19 protein-coding genes and 2 tRNA genes are annotated in these 20307 nt (G+C 70.0%); 7 read left to right on the top strand and 14 right to left on the bottom strand.

What is annotated here, in order from left to right; genetic code table 11:
* The first annotated feature begins 85 nt into the window (after nucleotides 1–85).
* Nucleotides 86–970 (top strand): aminoglycoside phosphotransferase family protein, encoded by an 885-nt coding sequence (locus HA073_RS16560; protein WP_166456807.1) that lies wholly within the window; start codon nucleotides 86–88, stop codon nucleotides 968–970.
* A gap of 46 nt (nucleotides 971–1016) precedes the next feature.
* Complete coding sequence (locus HA073_RS16555) at nucleotides 1017–1580, top strand: dihydrofolate reductase family protein (protein WP_166456806.1); 564 nt, start codon at nucleotides 1017–1019, stop codon at nucleotides 1578–1580.
* Nucleotides 1581–1644: 64 nt separating this feature from the next.
* Here the strand turns inward: HA073_RS16555 and HA073_RS16550 are convergent, their stop codons facing one another.
* Nucleotides 1645–2031 (bottom strand): MerR family transcriptional regulator, encoded by a 387-nt coding sequence (locus HA073_RS16550; protein WP_166456805.1) that lies wholly within the window; start codon nucleotides 2029–2031, stop codon nucleotides 1645–1647.
* 95 nt (nucleotides 2032–2126) lie between these two features.
* Between HA073_RS16550 and HA073_RS16545 the strand changes: the two genes are divergently transcribed.
* Genes HA073_RS16545 through HA073_RS16535 form a run of 3 tightly spaced genes read left to right on the top strand, consistent with a single transcriptional unit; the run spans nucleotide 2127 to nucleotide 3364 of the window.
* Nucleotides 2127–2741: an NADPH-dependent FMN reductase gene (locus HA073_RS16545; protein ID WP_166456804.1), complete on the top strand. Its 615-nt coding sequence runs from the start codon at nucleotides 2127–2129 to the stop codon at nucleotides 2739–2741.
* Entirely contained in the window at nucleotides 2690–3043 is a 354-nt protein-coding gene (locus tag HA073_RS16540) for a DUF4259 domain-containing protein (RefSeq protein ID WP_231915607.1), read from the top strand. Before HA073_RS16545 ends, HA073_RS16540 begins: the two co-directional genes overlap by 52 nt.
* Before the next feature lie 42 nt (nucleotides 3044–3085).
* Nucleotides 3086–3364, top strand: a complete 279-nt coding sequence (locus HA073_RS16535; protein ID WP_064448033.1) for a hypothetical protein — start codon at nucleotides 3086–3088, stop codon at nucleotides 3362–3364.
* Nucleotides 3365–3446: 82 nt separating this feature from the next.
* Here the strand turns inward: HA073_RS16535 and HA073_RS16530 are convergent, their stop codons facing one another.
* From HA073_RS16530 to gyrB, 7 genes are all read right to left on the bottom strand, one after another.
* A complete protein-coding gene (locus HA073_RS16530) occupies nucleotides 3447–3944 on the bottom strand; it encodes an SRPBCC family protein (protein WP_166456803.1) in 498 nt (165 codons plus the stop codon).
* An 81-nt stretch (nucleotides 3945–4025) separates the two neighbouring features.
* Nucleotides 4026–4101 (bottom strand) — tRNA-Ala (locus HA073_RS16525).
* Between the two features lie 10 nt (nucleotides 4102–4111).
* A complete protein-coding gene (locus tag HA073_RS30635; RefSeq protein ID WP_013283222.1) occupies nucleotides 4112–4240 on the bottom strand; it encodes a DLW-39 family protein in 129 nt (42 codons plus the stop codon).
* A 43-nt stretch (nucleotides 4241–4283) separates the two neighbouring features.
* Nucleotides 4284–4357 (bottom strand) — tRNA-Ile (locus tag HA073_RS16520).
* 145 nt (nucleotides 4358–4502) lie between these two features.
* Nucleotides 4503–5435, bottom strand: a complete 933-nt coding sequence (locus HA073_RS16515) for a DUF3566 domain-containing protein (protein ID WP_043327671.1) — start codon at nucleotides 5433–5435, stop codon at nucleotides 4503–4505.
* Nucleotides 5436–5438: 3 nt separating this feature from the next.
* Nucleotides 5439–9218, bottom strand: coding sequence for an intein-containing DNA gyrase subunit A (gene gyrA, locus HA073_RS16510; RefSeq protein ID WP_124778873.1), 3780 nt, complete (start codon nucleotides 9216–9218; stop codon nucleotides 5439–5441).
* Between the two features lie 130 nt (nucleotides 9219–9348).
* Nucleotides 9349–11295 (bottom strand): DNA topoisomerase (ATP-hydrolyzing) subunit B, encoded by a 1947-nt coding sequence (gene gyrB, locus HA073_RS16505; protein WP_043327672.1) that lies wholly within the window; start codon nucleotides 11293–11295, stop codon nucleotides 9349–9351.
* 547 nt (nucleotides 11296–11842) lie between these two features.
* Between gyrB and HA073_RS16500 the strand changes: the two genes are divergently transcribed.
* Complete coding sequence (locus tag HA073_RS16500) at nucleotides 11843–12397, top strand: hypothetical protein (protein ID WP_043327673.1); 555 nt, start codon at nucleotides 11843–11845, stop codon at nucleotides 12395–12397.
* Here HA073_RS16500 and HA073_RS16495 read toward each other — a convergent pair.
* The gene (locus HA073_RS16495; protein ID WP_166456802.1) at nucleotides 12382–12870 is read right to left on the bottom strand and encodes a MarR family winged helix-turn-helix transcriptional regulator; all 489 of its coding nucleotides are present in this window, start codon (nucleotides 12868–12870) and stop codon (nucleotides 12382–12384) included. The genes HA073_RS16500 and HA073_RS16495 overlap by 16 nt on opposite strands.
* A gap of 81 nt (nucleotides 12871–12951) precedes the next feature.
* Between HA073_RS16495 and HA073_RS16490 the strand changes: the two genes are divergently transcribed.
* Nucleotides 12952–13191, top strand: a complete 240-nt coding sequence (locus HA073_RS16490; RefSeq protein WP_043327675.1) for a hypothetical protein — start codon at nucleotides 12952–12954, stop codon at nucleotides 13189–13191.
* On the opposite strand, the gene HA073_RS16485 is transcribed toward HA073_RS16490, so the two are convergent.
* The 5 genes from HA073_RS16485 to dnaA all read right to left on the bottom strand — a co-directional run bounded on the left by HA073_RS16485 (nucleotide 13182) and on the right by dnaA (nucleotide 19990).
* Complete coding sequence (locus HA073_RS16485) at nucleotides 13182–13787, bottom strand: DciA family protein (RefSeq protein ID WP_064448047.1); 606 nt, start codon at nucleotides 13785–13787, stop codon at nucleotides 13182–13184. The two genes, HA073_RS16490 and HA073_RS16485, sit on opposite strands and share 10 nt — an antisense overlap.
* Nucleotides 13780–14910 (bottom strand): DNA replication/repair protein RecF, encoded by a 1131-nt coding sequence (recF, locus tag HA073_RS16480; protein WP_043327677.1) that lies wholly within the window; start codon nucleotides 14908–14910, stop codon nucleotides 13780–13782. The genes HA073_RS16485 and recF overlap by 8 nt, the downstream gene beginning before the upstream one ends.
* A 16-nt stretch (nucleotides 14911–14926) precedes the next feature.
* Nucleotides 14927–15799 (bottom strand): phosphogluconate dehydrogenase (NAD(+)-dependent, decarboxylating), encoded by an 873-nt coding sequence (gene gnd / locus HA073_RS16475; protein WP_064448048.1) that lies wholly within the window; start codon nucleotides 15797–15799, stop codon nucleotides 14927–14929.
* Between the two features lie 40 nt (nucleotides 15800–15839).
* Entirely contained in the window at nucleotides 15840–16973 is a 1134-nt protein-coding gene (gene dnaN / locus HA073_RS16470) for a DNA polymerase III subunit beta (protein WP_043327678.1), read from the bottom strand.
* 1184 nt (nucleotides 16974–18157) lie between these two features.
* Nucleotides 18158–19990 carry a chromosomal replication initiator protein DnaA gene (dnaA, locus tag HA073_RS16465; RefSeq protein WP_113974477.1) on the bottom strand — a complete coding sequence of 611 codons (1833 nt, stop codon included), beginning with the start codon at nucleotides 19988–19990 and terminating at the stop codon, nucleotides 18158–18160.
* Nucleotides 19991–20307: the final 317 nt, after the last annotated feature.

The following is a 20307-nucleotide window of genomic DNA, read 5'->3' as shown; positions in this document are numbered from 1 at the left end:
CTGTACCGATCGGTTCATGATCAGGATCACGCCGCGCTCCGAATTCGATTGACCGTGTGATCCGGCGGGTCCTACGGTCGCGTCGATGCGTCCGGGAGAGATCGTCGTCACTGTGGAGCAGGTACGCGCCCTGGTCAGCGACCAGTTCCCCGAATGGTCGAGCCTGGCGATCGTGCCGCAGCCGCTGAACGGCACCGACAACGCGCTGTTCCGGCTGGGCGACTCCCTGACGGCACGGCTGCCACGGGCGCCGTGGGCGGTCGACCAGGTGACGACCGACGCGACCTGGCTGCCGCGGCTCGCCCCTCACCTCCCGGTGCCCGTGCCGGTGCCGGTCGCGGTCGGCCGACCCGGCGGGGACTATCAGTGGCCGTGGACCGTCGTCCCGTGGCTCGACGGGGACAACCCGCAATCCGGGCAGGACCACGTCGACCTCGCCGTCGACCTCGCCCGCTTCGTACGGGCGATGATCGCGATCGACCCGATGGACGGGCCGGTCAAGGAAGGCATTCAGCGCGGCGTACCCCTGGTGCAGCGCGACGAACTGACCCGCCGGTCGATCGCGGAGCTGGGCGACCGGATCGACGGCCGGGCAGTGACCGCGGCGTGGGACGAGGCGATGGCGGCGGACGAGTGGCCGGGACCGCCGGTGTGGCTGCACGGCGATCTGCTGGCGGGCAACCTGCTGGTCGACCGGGGCCGGCTCACCGGCGTGATCGACTTCGGCGGTCTCGGCCGCGGCGATCCGGCCGTCGAGGTGCGACCCGCCTGGAGTCTGTTCGACGCCCGCGCCCGGGCCGCCTACCGGGAGGCGCTCGGGTTCGACGAGGCGACCTGGGTACGCGGATGGGCGTGGATGCTGTCCGTATCGCTCTACTGGCTGGCGGACCTGTGGGACTCGATCAGCGAGTACGACCGCCGGGACACCATCCGCCACATCGACTACATTCTGCGTCACCGCCACGACTGACCTGCGGGGTCCGGTGTTGCGGGACCGACCGACGGAGGCATGCGCTGTGCGGAAATTGATCTACGGCATGAACCTGACAGTGGACGGCTACGTGTCCGCGCCCGGCGACGACATCGGGTGGGGCGAATCGAGCGACGAACTGTTCCAGTGGTGGCTCGATCAGGAGCGGGCGGTCAGCCTGTTCCTGTACGGGCGCCGCCTGTGGGAGAACATGAGCTCCTACTGGCCGACCGGCGACCAGCAGCCGGGCGCCACCCCGGCGCAGATCGAGTTCGCCCGGAACTGGCGGGACACGCCGAAGGTGGTGTTCTCCTCCACCATCGACAAGGTCGACTGGAACGCCCGCCTGTTCACCGGGGACGCGATCGCCGAGATAACCCGGCTCAAGGCCGGGGACGGCGGCCCGATGAGGGTCGGTGGCGCAGCCCTCGCGGGGGCGGCCGTGCGGGCCGGGCTGATCGACGAGTACGAGATCGTCACCCACCCGGTCCTCGTGGGCGCCGGCAAGCCGTTCTTCGGCGCGCTGGACGGCTGGTCGAAGCTCGACCTGGTGGAGACGCGGACGTTTCCCGGCGGCGTGACCCTGAGCAGGTACGCGACGAGGCGGTAGCGCCTTCCGGCGGCGTCTGCGGTCAGGATCGCAGCGCCTCCAGCCGGTTGCCGAGCCGGCGGCGTCAGGAGTCCAGTGCCGCTCCCAGATCGCAGAGCCTGGCGCCCGAACCGAGCAGTTCGAGCCGGGCCTTCAGGTCGGCCACGCGCTGCTCGGCCTCGGTGACGATGTGCTCGGCGACCCGACCCCAATCCTCGGGTCTCGGGTCCGCGGGAAGCGCGGAGAACAACTCGGCGATCTCGCGCACCGTCAACCCGACCCGCTGAGCGAGCTTGGCGACATGGATGCGGCAGGCCGCGGACTCGTCGAACCGGCGCTGGTTGCCTGCGGTACGCACCGCGTTGATCACGCCGTGCTTCTCGTAGAACCGCACCGCCGAGGGCGCCACTCCACTGTCGGCGGCGACCTCGCTGACGGTCGCGTATGCCACGACCGGGTTCGTGAGCGTCATGCCCTCACCGTACGCCGCGAGGGGTTGCTTCCCCCCGACGATGCGCGTCGATCCGGCTTGACTTCAACATATGTTCAACCCGCAGCGTGGTGGACATGACCGCTCCGACAGCACATGCCAATCACCACTCCACCACGGCCGCGCAGACCACGACGCGAGTCGCGGTGATCGCCTCCAGCCTTCGCAACGGGCGGATGAGCCCGACCATCGCCGAGTGGGTCGTCGCCGCGCTCCAGCAGAGCAGTGGCGTCAACGTCGACCTGATCGACCTCGCCGGGATCACCCTGCCCGACGACACCCGGCTTTCTCCCGGCGGCGGCCCGAGGACCGAGGTCGCCGACCGGATCGAAGCCGCCGACGCGTTCGTGTTTGTCACCCCGGAGTACAACCACTCCTACCCCGCATCGCTGAAGCGGCTCATCGACTGGCACTACGCCGCCTGGATGCTGAAGCCGGCCACCGTCGTCGCCTACGGAGTCCAGGGCGGGTACGCGGCGATCGAACACCTGCGCGGTGTCCTGGCCGAACTGAACATGGTCACCACGCGACGCTGCCTCGGACTGGCTGCCCCGTGGGAAGCCCTGGACGACAGCAACCGCTTCACACCCGCCGACGGCACTAACAAGGCGCTGGCCAGCGCGCTGGCCGAACTGGCCTGGTGGACCGCCGTCCTCACCGACGCACGCGTCAACCGTCCGTTCCCGGCCTGAGGTCCTCGAACCCCGAACTTCTTCCTTGCAAAGCCCTTGGCTTGGACGACGACCTGCCACAACTGGCGATCGAAGCACTTGACCGGGTCCTCGGCGACGACTCCGAGTGGCGGAGCCTATGGGGTGAGGCGGGAGCGAGTGAGTTCCCGCCGATCAAGAGGTCCTTGTCTTTCCGCATCTATCTGCGCCGTGGTCCGCGCCTCTCGCCGGCGCCTACCAATGAACCCATGCTTCACCCGAAACCTGACACCTTGCGTCATATTTCTTCAACCAGCCGGCCCCGCAAGGTGACCACGGCGTGAGGCGGTCAACGCAGAAGACGACCCCTGTGAAAGCCTGTCGCGATGTCGCGTGCCCGCCTAGCGCTGACCGCCGGGGTTCTCCTGCTCATCGCCTCGTGCCTGCTGCCGTGCCTGCCGTTCCTGGATCTGTCCGGGATCTCGATGCCCTACCAGGACCCCACTCCCGAGATGCTGGAGAAGCAAGCCGCCGACATCACCGCAGCCGAACACAGACTCGCCGTCCACGCAGCCATCGCCGGCGCACTCGCCGTAATCGGCCTGGCAGCATTCATCTACGCCTGGAAGCACAGGCGGGCCCGCAAGGCCGACCACGGAATCTAGGCCAAACGTAAAGCATGTGCTGGGACGGATTCGTCAAGCATGTGGTGGGAGGTCAGGAGACTCCATATGCGGCAGACGGCCGTCACCTAGTAGGCGAGGGAGCGTCACCCGGCCGCGGGGGCGATAACACCATCGTCTGCCAGTTGCGGAACACGAAGCGGTGCACCGACTTCAACCCGACCCATAACGCCGGATAGAGCACGGCGCGGCCGAACCCGCGGACTGTCACCGTCGTGGTCCGGGTGACGTGCGTGCCACGGCCAGCAGGGGCCATCTCGAATAGATCCCCGAGATAGTCAACGTAGCGGTGGAAACCGAGATCCGTCGACTCCATGTGGAACGCCAGCCGGGCTGGTGGCTCCCATACGGTGATGCGCTGCCGCACCACCCCTTGCTCCGAGACACACTGCCGGGCCGCGTCTACCTCGCCTGGGCCATCGGGCAACCGGCACATCGTCGGTCGAGGCGTACCCAGGTAGAACACCGGGCACCGGGGCTGCAGTTCGAGGCGTGAGTCGCAGAGTGCCGGCCACAGCACCTCAGGCGGGTGGGGGATCGTCCAGCGCGTACGCACGATCACGCCTCCGACGGTAGTCCCACCGTCAACGGTGCAAGAGCGTCTAGCCGGACGTGTCACGGGCCCTGACCTGGCCAGATGATGTGGTGGAGCCCAGGGGACTCGAACCCCTAACCCCTGCCTTGCAAAGGCAGTGCTCTGCCAGTTGAGCTAGGGCCCCGTGTCGGCGCTCAGCGCAGGTCGGGCGCGGTGGTCGCCTCGTGCCACAGGGCGCGCTCGTCGTTCGACGCCTTGACCTTCTTGGCCACGACGGCGGCCACACCGACGATGCCGGCCAGGATCAGGAGCTTCTTGAACATGTGCTTGACCCCTCGTGCTCGACTGCCGTCGGACGATGTGCGGTGGGGCTAGCTGGAATCGAACCAGCGACCTCAGAGTTATCAGCTCTGCGCTCTAACCGACTGAGCTATAGCCCCGCGTGGCGACGAGCAAGGTTAACCCATCGCCTCCGCCGCGCCCAAATCGGGGGGTCCGTGGCGGAAGCACCCGCGCCACCCCGAACCTACCCGGACGCACGACGCCGGGGCGACCGCTTTGCGCGGCGCCCCGGCGTCGACCGAATCAGTCCCGCTCGGCGAGCGTCAGCTCGATCCCGCCGACCAGGTCGGCGCAGACGTTGTAGACGAACGCGCTGAGCGTGGCCAGCGCGGTGAACAGCACGACGTTGACCAGGCCGATCAGCGCCGACGTCAGGATCACGCCCTTGGCGGTGATCCGGAAGCCGCCGCCGCCCTGGCCGCCGCCGGCGTTCACCAGGTCGGTCAGGCTGTCGTTGACGCTCTTGAACACGCCCATCGCGTCCAGCGCGAGGTAGAGCACCGAGGTCGCCACGACGACCACGATGAAGAGCACCACGGACACCGCGAACGCGAACTTCATCACGGACCAGGGGTCGATCCGCTTCAGGTTCAGCCGGGCCCGTCGCGGCCCGCGCGACGCGGCCGAACTGACCGAGGTACGCGCGGCGCGTACCGCCTCGCCCACGCGCGCGGCGCCGACAGCGGCCGCGCCGCTGACGCCCGGCGGCAGGCCCCCGCCGTTCGCGGGCCGGGACTGGCCGGTGGCGCCGGTGGTGGTCGGACGGGCGCCGTCGGGCGACGTCTTCGGCGCGGTGCCCAGGCCGGCGCCGATACGCGGCTGGGTGCCGGTCGTACCGGTGGAGGCCCGGCCGGCCGCGGCCGGTGGCTTGATCGGCTGTGTGCTCGTGGCGTTCGCGGGCTTGGCCGCCGGAGCGGCCAGACCGTTGGCCGACGTCGGCGCGTCGACCTTGGTCTCGGCCGACGAGTCCCGGGAACCCGAGTCCTCGCCCGGCTTGTCCGGAGGCGGCGCCATGCCGGGGGCGCGGGTGAACTTCGGGGCAGGCGCATCGGCGGGAACCGTGGCCCGGCCCACGGCCGCACGGCCGGTAGCTGGTGTACCGCCCTGCGCAGCCTCCTCCTCGGCCGGGGTGGCCGAGGTCCCCTTGTTCCCCGACTTCGCCTGTGTCTCCGTCATCAACTAGTCCTGTTCGTCAGGCTCGTCGGCATTGCGAGCAATCGCCACGATAGTCACGCCGTCCGGGAGGTCCATCAGCTTGACCCCCATTGTGTTCCGGTCACGCGTACGGCGTACAGGCTTCACCGGAGTCCGGATGACGCCGCCGTTGCTGGTGATGGCGAACAGCTCGTCCTCCGGATCGATCACTACCGCGCCGACCAGACCACCGCGTCGCTCGGTGATCTTCGCGGTCAGCACGCCCTTACCTCCCCGGCCCTGCACCGGGTATTCCTCGATCGGGGTACGTTTCGCGTAACCCCCGTTCGTCGCGACCAGAACGTCCAGACCCTCTCGCACCACCTCGACCGCGAGCAACTCGTCCTCGCCGCTGAAGCGCATGCCGATCACACCGGACGTGGCCCGGCCCATCGGACGCAGCGCCTCGTCGGTGGCGTTGAAGCGGATCGCCTGGGCGTTCTTCGACACCAGCAGCAGGTCGTCCTCCGGAGCGGCCAGGACCGCACCGACCAGTTCGTCCTCATCGCGCAGGTTGATCGCGATGATGCCGCCGGAACGGTTGGAGTCGAACTCCTCGAGCCGCGTCTTCTTCACCAGGCCGTTCTTCGTGGCCAGTACCAGGTAGGGCGCCACCTGGTAGTTCGGGATTTCAATGATCTGCGCGATCTGCTCGTCGGGCTGGAACGCGAGCAGGTTGGCCACGTGCTGGCCCTTGGCCACCCTACTGGCCTCAGGAAGCTCGTACGCCTTCGCCCGGTAGACCCGACCCTTGTTCGTGAAGAACAGGATCCAGTCGTGGGTAGAGCATACGAAGAAGTGGCTGACGATGTCGTCCTGGCGGAGCGTCGCCCCGCTGACGCCCTTGCCGCCACGCCGCTGCGACCGGTAGAGGTCGACCTTCGTCCGCTTCGCGTACCCGGTGCGGGTGATCGTCACGACCACGTCCTCGCGGGCGATGAGGTCCTCCATCGAGACCTCGCCGTCGAACGGGACGATCTTCGTACGCCGGTCGTCGCCCCACTTCGCGACGATCTCGCCCAGTTCCTCCGAGACGATCCGCCGCTGCCGCTCCGGCTTGGCCAGGATGTCCTTGAGGTCGGCGATCTCCAGTTCGAGCTTCGCCAGGTCGTCCAGGATGCGCTGCCGCTCCAGGGCGGCCAGCCGGCGCAGCTGCATGTCCAGGATCGCGGTCGCCTGGACCTCGTCGATGTCCAGCAGCCGGATCAGGCCCTGCCGGGCGTCCTCCACCGTGGGCGAACGCCGGATCAGGGCGATCACCTCGTCCAGCGCGTCCAGCGCCTTGGACAGACCGCGCAGGATGTGCGCCCGCTCCTCGGCCTTACGCAGCCGGAACGCGGTCCGCCGCCGGATCACCTCGATCTGGTGCTCGACGTAGTACCGGATGAACTGGGCCAGGTTGAGCGTGCGCGGCACGCCGTCGACGAGCGCCAGCATGTTGGCGCCGAACGTCTCCTGGAGCTGGGTGTGCTTGTAGAGGTTGTTCAGCACCACCTTGGCGACCGCGTCGCGCTTGAGCACGAGCACGATCCGCATGCCGGTACGCCCGGAGGACTCGTCGCGGATGTCGGCGATGCCGGCGAGCTTGCCCTCCTTGATCAGCTCGGCGATGCGCTCGGCGAGGTTGTCCGGGTTGACCTGGTACGGCAGCTCGCTGACCACGAGCGCCGGCCGGCCACGCTTGTCCTCCTCGACCTCGACCACGGCGCGCATGCGGATCGAGCCGCGCCCGGTCCGGTACGCGTCCTGGATGCCCGCCTGGCCGACGATCAGGCCGTGGGTCGGGAAGTCCGGGCCCTTGACGATCTCCAGCAGGGCTTCCAGCGTGGTGGCCTCGTCGGCCTCCGGGTGCTCCAGGCACCACTGCACCGCCGCGCCGATCTCGCGCAGGTTGTGCGGCGGGATCTTGGTGGCCATGCCGACCGCGATGCCCTCGGAGCCGTTGATCAGCAGGTTCGGGATCCGCGACGGCAGGATCGTGGGCTCCTTGGCCCGGCCGTCGTAGTTGTCCTGCAGGTCGACGGTGTCCTCGTCGATGTCCCGCAGCATCTCCATCGCCAGCGGGTCGAGCTTGCACTCGGTGTTGTGGCTGACGAAACCGTCGGAGACGAACGAGTGGTCCTCGGTGTCCACCCGGATGCTGTAGACCGGCCGCACACCGGCGTCGGTGATCTCGGTCACCTCGGCGTAGTAGAAGCGCCCGTCGACAAGCGGCTCGACCACGTCGAGGATGCCGGGCTCGGTGATCCGGGCCGCGATCTCGTCGCGGTCCCGCTCCCAGCGCTCGATCCGGTCCACGTTGTGCCGGCGCAGCCAGTCGCGTTCGGTCCAGCGGCTCGCGCCGTGCTCGCGGACGAAGTCCCCGACGAACGGCACGTGATCGCCGGAAAGCGCGGTGCTAGTCGCCGGCACCTGGGCCAGCTCGGATTCCAGCTTGGCCTGCTTGCGGCCGAGGAAGCCGACGTGAGCGGCGAAGATCCGGGCGTCCCTACGGTTGGTGACGACGACCTTGATCTCACCGCTGTCGTACCGGCACTGCCGGCTGACCACGCCGAACTCCAGCAGCAGCTGCTGCACCTCGCGGGCCAGCCGCTCGCTGCGGGTCGAGTACGAGACCTGGATCGTGTGGCGGGGCAGCAGCGACGACGAACCGTCGCCCTCGAACAGCGCCTGGAGGAAGGCCCGCTTGACCGCGGCCGGTCCGCGCCAGACGAACTCCGGCACGAACTTGCCGGCGCTCCGCGCGCCCACCATCTCGCCGAGCACGCTCGCCCGAAGCGCGGTGAGGTCCTGCACGTCGAGCTCGTGCAGCCTGCTGCCGGAGGCGATGACCCGCTCGGCGACGTACCGAGGGCCGCCGACCGCGAGGTCGTAGGCGGTGAGGACCCGGACGAAGAACTCCCGGTCCACGTTGTTGAAGCCCGCCCGATTCTCCGACACCCACCCCTCGGACACGAACGCGCCCGCGAGCACGGCCGCCTCGACGTGTTCCAGCATCGGGTAGCCGATCTCGTCCGGCACGGTGCGCTGCAGGACCACCCGGTCGCCCGGGGCGATCTCGGCGAGCAGCTTCCACAGCAGGGTCGGCACGCCGGCCACGTCCACCAGGCAGAGCACCGGGTGGTTGTGGGTGCCGGTCAGCTCGTACCCCTCACGGGTGCGCAGCCGCAGCGTCGGGTGCTCGCCGGAGTGGAAAAACTTGCTGGCGCGGACCAGGTCGCCGTTGCGGTCGCGGACCTTGAGGTCGACGTCGGTCTCGCTGCTCGCCGCAGCGTCCGGCACGACGTCGCCGATCCGGACGGAACCCTCGGCGGTACGGATGCGGGCATCGCCGACGAGGCAGTAGCGCATGGCGGCGGCCGGGTCGTTTCCGGGGGAGCCGAAGTTGCCGTTGCCGTCGACCAGCGGGTAGCGCAGCGACCAGGGCTGCGCCATCCGGACCAGCGCGTCGTAGATGGCGGAGTCGCCGTGCGGGTGGAACTGGCCCATCACGTCGCCGACGACGCGGGAGCACTTCACGTACCCGCGGTCCGGCCGGTAGCCGGAGTCGAACATGGCGTAGAGGATCTTGCGGTGGACCGGCTTGAGCCCGTCCCGGACGTCCGGCAGGGCCCGCCCGACGATGACGCTCATCGCGTAGTCGAGGTACGAGCGCTGCATCTCGACCTCGAGGCCGACCGGCTCGATCCGGTCGTGCTGGACGACCGCGGCCAGTGTCTCCGGGGTCTCCGGCTCGTTCGGGGTGGACTCGGGAGTATCGGTCACTGTTAACCCTTATCAGACTCTTCAGTCATGGTCTCGCTGTGGATAACGGCTGTGGAAAGCGTTCAGACTGTGGATAAATCTGTGGACTACCGGGCCGGCCGGTGGATCACCGGCCGGCCCGGCGCGTCCGTCAGATGTCCAGGAACCGCACGTCCTTGGCGTTGCGCTGGATGAACGACCGACGTGCCTCGACGTCCTCACCCATCAGGACGCTGAACAGCTCGTCCGCGGTTGCGGCGTCGTCGAGCGTGACCTGGCGCAGCGTGCGCGTCGCCGGGTTCATCGTGGTCTCCCACAGCTCGGGGTAGTTCATCTCACCGAGACCCTTGAACCGCTGGATGTCGTCCGGGCGGGCGTTGGGCTTCTTCTGCTGGCGCAGCGCGATCAGCCCGTCGCGTTCCCGGTCCGAGTACGCGTACTGGGCGTCGTCGCCCTTCTTGTTCCACTTGATCTTGTAGAGCGGCGGGGCGGCCAGGTAGACGTGCCCCAGCTCCACCAGCGGCCGCATGAACCGGAACAGCAGCGTGAGCAGCAGCGTCTGGATGTGCTGGCCGTCGACGTCGGCGTCGGCCATCAGCACGATCTTGTGGTAGCGCAGCTTCTCGATGTCGAAGTCGTCGTGGATGCCGGTGCCCAGCGCCGTGATCAGCGCCTGCACCTCGTTGTTCTTCAGCACCCGGTCGATGCGGGCCTTCTCCACGTTGAGGATCTTGCCGCGGATCGGCAGGATCGCCTGCGTACGCGGGTCGCGGCCCTGCTTGGCCGAGCCGCCGGCCGAGTCGCCCTCGACGATGAAGACCTCGGACTCGCGCGGGTCGGTGGACTGGCAGTCGGCCAGCTTGCCGGGCATCGAGCCGGACTCCAGCAGCGACTTGCGCCGGGCGAGCTTGCGCGCCTGCTGGGCGGCGATACGGGCCCGGGCCGCCTGGGACGCCTTCTGGATGATGATCTTCGCCTCGGCCGGGTTGCGGTCGAACCAGTCGACGAGCGACTCGTTGCAGACCCGCTGCACGAAGCCCTTGACCGGGGTGTTGCCCAGCTTGGTCTTGGTCTGGCCCTCGAACTGCGGGTCGGTGAGCTTGACCGAGATGATCGCGGCCAGGCCCTCGCGGATGTCCTCACCGGAGAGGCGCTCGTCGCCCTTGAGCAGCTTCTTGTCGGCGCCGTAGCGGTTGACGACGCTCGTCAACGCGGCCCGGAAGCCCTCCTCGTGGGTGCCACCCTCGTGGGTGTTGATGTTGTTGGCGAACGTGTAGACCGACTCGCCGTACGACTCGTTCCACTGCATGGCGATCTCGACCGACATGCCGGTCTCCTCGGCGCCGAACTCGACCACCGTCTTGTGGATCGGGCTCTTGGAGGCGTTGAGGTGGCGGACGAAGTCGGCGATGCCGCCCTCGTAGTGGAAGGTGACCTCGCGGGTCTTGCCGTCCTCGTCCTCCGGCACCCGCTCGTCGAGCAGGTGGATGGTGAGGCCCCGGGTGAGGAAGGCCATCTCCTGGAGGCGCCGGTAGATGGTGTGGAAGTCGAAGTCGACGGTCTCGAAGACGTCGGGGTCGGGCCAGAAGGAGACGGCCGAACCGGTGCGGTCGGTCTCCTCGCCCTTCTCCAGCGGCGTCGGCTTGGAGTGGTCGTAGCGCTGGCGCCAGACGAAACCGTCCTTGTGGATCTCGACCGCCATCCGGGTGGACAGCGCGTTGACCACGGAGACGCCCACGCCGTGCAGGCCGCCGGAAACCGCGTACGCCTTGCCGTCGAACTTGCCGCCGGCGTGCAGCACGGTCAGCGCGACCTCGACACCCGGCTTCTTCAGCTTCGGGTGCAGATCGACCGGGAAGCCACGGCCGTTGTCGGTCACCCGGACGCCGCCGTCGGCCAGCAGCACCACGTCGATGGTGTCGCAGTGCCCGGCCAGCGCCTCGTCCACCGCGTTGTCGACGACCTCCCACACCAGGTGGTGCAGACCGCGCTCGCCGGTGGACCCGATGTACATACCGGGGCGCTTCCGGACCGCTTCCAGGCCTTCGAGAACGGTGATGGACTCGGCACCGTACTTCTTGTTGTCCTCCGCTGCCACGCTCGGCCACTTTCTCGCACCGGCCGCGCGTGGGCGCGGGGGCGCGGGTTCGGCGGACAGGACGCGACGTCGGCGCGCACGGACCGCCCCTGGGATCACCAGGCACGGATCGTGTACGCCGGGCGCCACGGTTGCCCGCGGATCGCGATCGGCTCGGACCCGAGGCGGGACTATGATCGAGGGCCCGGAGGGCCCCTGCCCGTCGCTCCGTCTCGGGTCTTTCGTCTCGCTCCCAATCTTACTGTGCGGAGCCGACCAAACCGCCACTCGGCACCCTCTCCGAGGCGGCTGAGAATGCCGTAGCCGGACGAACCGCGCCTCCCGCGACTCCCCCTACACGCCAACGGGGCACCGCCGCGCCACCGGCCACCGTGAGCCGTGACGATCATCCGACCGGTGATCGGCTGCTGTCCCGACCGGGGGTCGCGGCCGGGTCCGGCGTGCCGTAGCTTTTGCGGCGCCGCCGTTGCGGTCTTGATCTTTCGCACCCGCAACCGGGACGATCGTCGAAGATGGTCCGAAAACGCTTGGTGAGAGGTGACGCCCGATGGGGCTGGACAACGTCGCGGTGCACTGGCCGCGGACCGGCCGCTTCTACGACCCGGTCGCGCCGGCCGAGTTCGTGGACTTCGGCGAGATCGTGGACGTCCCCCGGATCTCCGCGCCGACCGCCGCGCTCGCCGAGCTGATCGCCAAGACCGGCACGGTACGGGCGACCGCGTACACCGAACTGGTCGACCTGATCCTCGGGCTGGAAAATGTGCTCTACGCCACGGAGAACTCGGCCGAGGACGAGGACCCGGTGATCGACCCGGACGGCTGCTCGTGGATCGCCGAGGGCCTGGAGAAGTTCGTCGCCCGGCACCGGCCGTACGGCGAGGCGGTCACGTTCGAGTCGGTGAGCGAGGTGCTGCGCGCGTTGCTGGGTGACGGGCGGCTCGCCGAGCAGCAGCTCCGCTGGCTGGACAGCCGGCTGGACCGGCTGCGCGACGAGAGCGGCGACCCGCCGCAGTGGAACTTCACCTGCGCCGAGCTGAGCGTGCTGGCGGCCTTCTACCGGCGCTGCGCGGAGCGCGGCTTCGCGGTCTACGCCGACGCCTGACCGGGCGCCGCAGCGCCGTAAGAAGACGTGGCCCGGTTGGCGGCCGCGATCACCTCGGTCAGCGCCGTGTGCAGGTGCCGCAGGTCGGCCAGCGGCAGACCCAGGCGCTGCACGATGGCCGGCGGGATCCGCTCGGCCTGCGTCCGCAGCGCCTGCCCCTCGGCGGTGAGCGAGACGGCCAGGCTGCGCTCGTCGGCGGCGTCGCGTTCCCGCCGGATGTAGCCGGCCGCCTCCAGCCGCTTGAGCAGCGGTGACAGCGTGCCCGGATCGAGCTGGAGCAGCCGGCTCAGATCCCGCCCGGACAGTGGCGCGTGCTGCCAGAGCGCCAGCATGACCAGGTACTGCGGGTGGGTGAGCCCCATCGGCTCCAGCAGCGGGCGGTAGACCGCGACGACGCTCCGGGCGGCGACCGACAGCGCGAAGCAGACCTGCTGCTCCAGCGCCAGGGGGTCCTCCTCGATCGGGTCGGTCACCTCGTCCTCCTCGTCGTCGTTGCGATCCTAGCAACGATTGGTGTACCAATGGTTTGCACACAAAACAGGGAGGGCGGCGGGATGAGCGACGACGAGCAGGTGGGCGACGCCTCCGGCAAGGGTGGCCGCCTGTTGGGCTGGGTGTTCCAGAACCTCGCCGGCCCCTCCCAGGTCCAGGGCGCGGTGCAGGGCGGCTCCCGGCTGGCCCGCGAAGCCTGGAAGCAGGACCTGGAACGCCGCAAGCAGTGGAGCCGCGAGCAGCGCGAACTCAAGCGCGCCCGGCGGGAGGCCCAGCGCTCGGGCGGCGACGGTCAGCCGTAGGTGTCGCGGGGCCCGCGCCCGCGTACCCGCCGGGGGCCGCGCGACCACGACGGCGCAGCCGGGCCGTGAATGTGCAGCTTGCGCACCACGTTGTGGCCGACCTCGCGGGCGATCTGCTGCAACAGCGAGCCCGCCAGCAGACGCAACTGCGTCGCCCACGCCGTCGAGCGCGCCTCCACCGTCAGCTCGCCGTCCTCCAGCTTCACCGGGCGGCTGTGCTGGGCGACCTCCGGGCCGACCACCTTCTCCCACGCGCCGAACACCGTCGCCTCGGCCGCCGGCTGCTGCCAGCCCCGCGCCTTGACCAGCTTGTCCAGCACCGCACCCAGCGGCTGCGGGTCGCGCGGGTCCGGCCCCGGGCCGGAGTAGCCGCGCAGCCGCTTCTCGCCGTCGCCGCGGACCGCGCCGCGCCGCCGGGGAGCCGCCGCCTGCCGCCGGGCCTTCGCCGCGTCGAGCACCGCCCGCGCCAGTTCCGGCCCGGTCGCGCCCTCCGGCAGGTTCGCGCCCGGCTCGCCGTCCGCGGGCTTTCCCGGGGTACGCGCGTCGCGTCCCGGCCCGAGCCGCGCGGGCGGTAGCCGCACCTCGTCGTCAGACACGTCGCACCGTCCCGTCGCCCACCGCGTACCGGGTGCCGCGCAGGGTCGCCGGCACGTCGTCGTCCACAGCGCAGGTGACGAGCAGCTGGCTCGCGCCGCCCACCAGCTCGGCCAGCCGGTCCCGCCGGCCGGTGTCCAGCTCGGCGAAGACGTCGTCGAGCACCAGCACCGGCTCGATCCCGTCGGCGCGCAGCAGGTCGTACCCGGCCAGCCGCAGCGCCAGCGCGTAGGACCACGACTCGCCGTGGCTCGCGTACCCCTTGGCGGGCAGCGGGCCGAGGGTGAGCGCCAGGTCGTCGCGGTGCGGGCCGACGAGCGTGGTGCCGCGCTCGATCTCGGCGGCGCGGTTCGCGGTCAGCGCGGCGGCCAGCGCCTCCGCCAGCGCCGCGCGGTCGGCGCCGGGTTCGGGCAGCTCGACCGAGGGCCGGTACGCGATGCCCGCCGCGCCGCGGCCGGCCGCCACCGCGTCGTACGCCTTCGCCACGTGCGGGGTGAGCGCGGCGACCAGTTCCAGGCGGCCGGCGAGCAGGTCCGCGCCGTGCTGGGCCAGATGCGCGTCCCACACGGCCAGCGTCGACAGGTCACCGCCGCGTGTGCCACCGGTCTTGCGAGCGAGGTACGAGGTACGCAGCAGCGCGTTGCGTTGCTTCACCACGCGCTCGTAGTCGGCGCGTACCCCGGCGAAGCGGGGCTGGCGGGTGACCAGCAGGTCGTCCAGGTAGCGGCGACGTTCCGAGGGGTCCCCGCGGACCAGTTCCAGGTCCTCCGGCGCGAACAGCACCAGGCGCAGCGCGCCGAGCACGTCCCGGGCGCGCCGGGCCGGGGACCGGCCGAGGCGGGCCCGGTTGGCCTTGCCCGGCACGATCTCCAGCTCGACAAGCAGTTCCCGGCCCTCGTGCACCACCGCGCAGCGGATCACCGCCGAGGTGGCGCCCATCCGGACCAGCGGGGCGTCCGTGGCGACCCGGTGCGAATCCAGGGTCGCCACGTAGCCGAGCGCCTCGACCAGGTTCGTCTTGCCGACGCCGTTGGCGCCGACGAGCACGTTCGGCCCCGGCTCCAGGTCCACGCCGACGCGCTCGTACGAGCGGAAGTCGACCAGTTCGAGCCGGCGGACGTACACAGGCTGTGGATACCGGTCAGCGCTTGTGGACGGCGTGGCCGCCGAACTGCTGGCGCAGCGCGGCGACGGCCTTCATGGCGGGCGAGTCGTCCTGCCGGGACGCGAACCGGGCGAACAGCGACGCGGTGATGACGTTGAGCGGCACGGCGAGCCGTACCGCCTCGTCCACGGTCCAACGGCCCTCGCCGGTGTCCTCCGTGTAGCCGCTCAGCTCGGCCAGCTCCGGGTCCTCGTCCAGCGCCCGGTCCAGCAGGTCGAGCAGCCAGGACCGGACCACGGTGCCCTCGCGCCACGACTTGAACACGCCGGGAACGTTCGTGACCAGCTCGGAGGCGGTCAGCAGCTCGTAGCCCTCGGCGTAGGCGTGCATCAGGCCGTACTCGATGCCGTTGTGCACCATCTTGGCGTAGTGGCCGGCGCCGACCGGGCCGGCGTGCACGAAGCCGAACTCGCCCTCCGGCTTGAGCGCCTCGAAGATCGGCATCAGGCGCTCGACGTGCTGCTGCGCGCCGCCGACCATCAGCCCGTACCCGTTCTGCCGGCCCCAGACGCCGCCGGAGACGCCGACGTCGATGTAGCCGATGCCCTGCTCGTTCAGCCGCTCGGCACGCGGGGCGTCGTCGCTGAACCGGGAGTTGCCGCCGTCGATGATGATGTCGCCCTCGCCGAGCACCTCGGCGAGCTCGTCGATGGTGGCGTCGGTGACGCCGGCGGGAACCATGACCCAGACCGCGCGGGGCGACTGGAGCTTCTCGGCCAGCTCAGTCAGGCTCGCGGCGTCGCTGATCTCCGGGTTGTGGTCGAAGCCGACCACCTCGTGCCCGGCGGCGCGCAGCCGCTCCCGCATGTTGCCGCCCATCCGGCCGAGTCCTACCAGGCCGAGCTGCATCTGCTCCTACCTCCGTACGTCAGGGTCGTGCTGCCTGCGATCAGCGGGACACGCGGATCGGCATGATGAGGTACCGGTACCCCGGTATGACCTCGCCATCCTCGCCGGCCGGGGAAATGACCGCGGGCTTGAACGCGTCGACGAACCGGAGCAGGGCGTGCTGGGCGCCGAGGTTGGACAGGCCGTCGATGAGGTACTGCGGGTTGAAGCCGATGGTGAGCGGCTCACCGGTGAAGGTGGCCTCCATCGCCTCGCTGGCCCGGGCCTCCTCGGTGCCGCCCGCCTCCACCACGAGGCCGTCGGCGCTGAAGCTGAGCAGCACGGGGGTGGTGCGCTCGGCGACGAGAGCGACCCGCTTGACCACCTCGATGAGCGTGGCGACGGCGACGCGGGCCTCGGCGTTGTGGTCGGCCGGGAACAGCGAACGCACCGGCGGGTAGTTGGCGCCGTCGAGCAGGCGGCTGGTGGTCCGGCGGGTGCCACCGGAGAAGCCGATCATGCCTTCGCCGGCGCCGCCGGAGGAGAGCGCCATGGTGACGTGGCCGCCGAGCGGGCCGAGCGCCTTGGCGGTGTCGTGCAGCGTACGGGCCGGCACCAGCGCGTTGAGGCTGATCTCCGGGTCGTCCGGGTTCCACTCCATCTCGCGCAGCGCGAGGCGGTATCGGTCGGTCGCCAGCATGGCCATCGTGCCGCCGCTCAGCTCGAGGCGTACACCGGTCATCATCGGCAGCGTCTCGTCGCGGCCGGCGGCCACCGCAACCTGGGCCACGGCCGTGGCGAAGGCGGCGGCGTCGACGGTGCCCGCGCTCTCCGGCATCTCCGGCAGCGTCGGGTAGTCCTCCACCGGCATGGTGGGCAGCGTGAAGCGGGCGCTGCCGCAGACCAGCTCCAGGTGGGCGCCGACGGCGGCGATGTCCACCGGCTTGGCCGGCAGGGCCTTGGTGATTTCGGCGAGCAGGCGGCCGGAGACCAGGGCGGCGCCGTCCGCGTCACCCTGCACCTCGACCGTCACCTGGCTGGAGACCTCGTAGTCGAAGCCGGAGACCTGCAGGTTGCCGTCGGTGACGCGGAGCATCACCCCGGCCAGCACCGGTACGGAGGGCCGGTTGGGCAGGCTCTTGGCGGTCCACGCGACCGCCTCGGCGAGCGCGTCGCGCTCCACTCGGAACTTCATCAATGCCTCCGCGTCGACGTCAGCGACAACTCTCTCATGCCGACCGCTGCCACCCGTCCCGCCCGACCGTGCGGGTACCCATCGCACCTTAGGGCGCGCGGGCATCGGCTGTGCGCCCGACCCCGTGGATCCAGGTGCCCGGGGTGACTGCCGACGGCAGCGCTCCGGCCCGATCCACAGGAAGTCCAACGGTGATGATTGGTTTTTGTTGTTTAGAAGAGATAACTCATCGTCTTCATCGCACCTGTGCAAACTGTGGAGAACCACCGTCTGCGCAGGTCAGACACGTTATCCACCGGTGGTTTGGCTGTGGAGAACCGGGGGTAAAACTCGTGTCCCGGTCCACAGCCCCCGCCAGCCGCCGGGTTTTCCACGGCTGTCCACCGGTTGTCCACCGCTAATCCACCGGTTTTCTCCCCAGCGCTGTGGACAGCGCCGACAGCGTCGACCGCCTTAATCCCCAGAACCTTCAACAGCTCGCCCACAGGCGACCTGTCATCTGGGGACAACGTGATCGTCATCCCCAGGCGTCCACAGCCTCGTCCCCAGGGGTTGTCCACAGTCTGTGGGTAACCGGCCGGGTGCGGACGGTGGTTGTCCACTGCCTGTGACACAGGGGCTGTGGACAAGGGGTACGAGCTGTGGACGAACACAGCGCCGATCCTGGGCCCTCCACCGGGTCGAGGGTCAACGAACCCGTGCTGTCGGCTTGCCGTCAGCCGCCTGTCGGCGTCCGCTGGTCACCTTCATCACGTCAACAGGGCGTCGACACGAGCCTTCCTCGGCGCGCCGCCCCCGTCCCCGCCCGCCCTCCGGCTCCCGCCTCGCACGTGTCGACCATGAAGTTGGCGGCAGTTGGCGCCCGGTTTGTCGCCGTCAACCTCATGATCGACGCAAAGTTTCGATGGGGCTCGGGGCCCCGGGCGACTCGTGCGAGGCCAAGCCCCGGCTCCGCAGAGATCTTGGAAGGCGAGGGCCCCTGTAGCGGCCGTTTCCTTCCAAGATCTGCGGTCGGGGTCCGTGCAGACGCTGGGTGAGGCGCTCGGGTCGGCGGACTCCTGCGCAGCAGCCCCGCCTTGTTGACCAAGGAGTTCGGGGCAGGAATGACGTGTCGTCCCGACATAAACTCCTTGATCACCGCCGGAGCCGCCGGACGGGCAGTGCGCGGGCGGCGCGGAGCAGGGTCAGGTGTTCTGCTTGATGCGGTTGGTCAGCTCGGCGATCTGGTTGTAGAGCGAGCGCCGCTCCGCCATCTGCTGGCGGATCTTGCGGTCCGCGTGCATCACTGTGGTGTGGTCCCGGCCACCGAACGCCTGCCCGATCCGGGGCAGCGACAGGTCGGTCAGCTCGCGGCACAGGTACATGGCCACCTGGCGGGCGTTCACGAGCACCCGGGACCGGGAGTGGCCGCGCAGGTCCTCCAGGCTCACCCCGAAGTAGTCGGCGGTCGACACCATGATCTGGTCCGCGGTGATCTCCGGGCCGGCGCCGTCCGGGATGAAGTCCCGCAGCACCTCCTCGGCCAGCGACAGTTCGACCGAGGAACGGGTGAGGCTGGCGAAGGCGGTGACCCGGATCAGGGCCCCCTCCAGTTCGCGAATCGAGTTCGACACCCGGGAGGCGATGAACTCCAGCACGTCCGGCGGTGCGAACAGCCGCTCCTGGGCGGCCTTCTTCTGCAGGATCGCGATCCGCGTCTCCAGGTCCGGCGGCTGGATGTCGGCGAGCAGGCCCCACTCGAAGCGCGTACGCAGCCGGTCCTCCAGCGTCGCGAGCTGCTTCGGCGAGCGGTCGGACGTGATCACGATCTGCTTGTTGGCGTTGTGCAGCGTGTTGAAGGTGTGGAAGAACTCCTCCTGCGTCCGTTCCCGGTTCTCCAGGAACTGGATGTCGTCGATCAGGAGGATGTCCACGTCCCGGTAGCGGCGCTGGAACGCGCTGGTCTTGTCGTCGCGCAGCGAGTTGATGAAGTCGTTCGTGAATTCCTCGGTCGAGACGTACCGGACCGAGCGGGCGTTGCCGAGCGTCGTCGCGTAGTGCCCGATGGCGTGCAGCAGGTGGGTCTTGCCCAGTCCCGAGCTGCCGTAGATGAACAGCGGGTTGTACGCCTTGGCCGGCGACTCGGCCACCGCCACGCTCGCCGCGTGCGCGAACCGGTTGGACGAGCCGATGACGAACGTCTCGAACATGTACTTCGGGTTGAGCCGGTTGCCGCCGCTCTCCGTACCGCCGGGGAGCCTGCGGTCGGCCTGGCCGCCGCCACCCGGACGGTGGTGGTCGGCGCCACCCCGGCCGGGGCCGTTGTCGGTGGCGCCGTCGCGGGGCAGGCCGCGCATCGGCCCCGGGTCGGCGGCCGGGTTCTCCCGGTAGCGCGGCTCGTAACCCCCGGCGTCGGGAGCGGACGGCTCGATGCGCGTGCGCTCGTCGAAGGCGCGGCGCTCGGGTGCGGCGCGCAGCGGCTCGGCGAACGCGGCGCTGAAGAGCGTGTCCTGCGCGTCCCGGCCGGCGGGGATCAGGTGGGGCCGGCCGCCGTCCGCGGTCCGCTGCCGGGGCGCCGGTTCGTCCACCTGCTGTTCCGGGCGGGACTCGGCGTAACCGGGCTCGGGGCGGGAGTCGGCGTAGCCGGGCTCCGGGCGGGGCGACGGGAAGGTCGGGGCGGCCTGGTCGAAGCCGGGCAGCGGGGCGGCGCCGTCGTGCTCGGGGAGCGGTTCCGGGCTGCTGCGGTAGACGGTGCCGGCCGGGCGGGCGCCCGGGTCCTCGGTGACCCGTACGGTGACGGCCACCTGTATCGGCCGTCCGAGCCGGCGGCTCAGCGCCTCGGTGATGGCCGGGCGGAGCCGTGACTCGATCACGTCGCGGGTGAAGGCGTCCGGCACCGAGAGCAACGCGGTGTCCTCGACGATCGCCCGCAGCCGGGTGAGCCGGAGGTACGCCCGTTGCTGCGCGGAGATGATCTCGTCGGCGAGTTCGTCGGTGGTCGCCGTCCACACCGCGGCCAGGTCGGTCGCTCCGGTCACCGTCGTGCCACCCCCTCGCCTGCTCCTCACGCCCGCCCGGACGGCTGACCGGTCGTCATCCACAAGTTATCCACAGCCTGTGTACCGACCGATTGTGACCGCCCACCGGACGCGGGTCGGACCTGCCCCCCTCGATCCACGGAGGCGCTGAAGCGGGTTCACCGTGCCGAACGATTCAACAGCGTGTCCGGTCTTGCCGATCGGCGACAAACCCCGGACCCCCGACGCCGACCGCAATCGGGCACGCTAACAGCGCGGACCCCACGCCATCAACCGGCGACACCCTGACGACGTTGGCAACATCAGTGAAAACCGCC

The sequence above is a fragment of the Micromonospora sp. CMU55-4 genome (assembly GCF_011602315.1).
Lineage (GTDB): Bacteria > Actinomycetota > Actinomycetes > Mycobacteriales > Micromonosporaceae > Micromonospora > Micromonospora chalcea.
The sequence above is the reverse complement of the archived record's forward strand: the minus strand, read 5'-3'. Positions and strand labels throughout refer to the sequence as shown.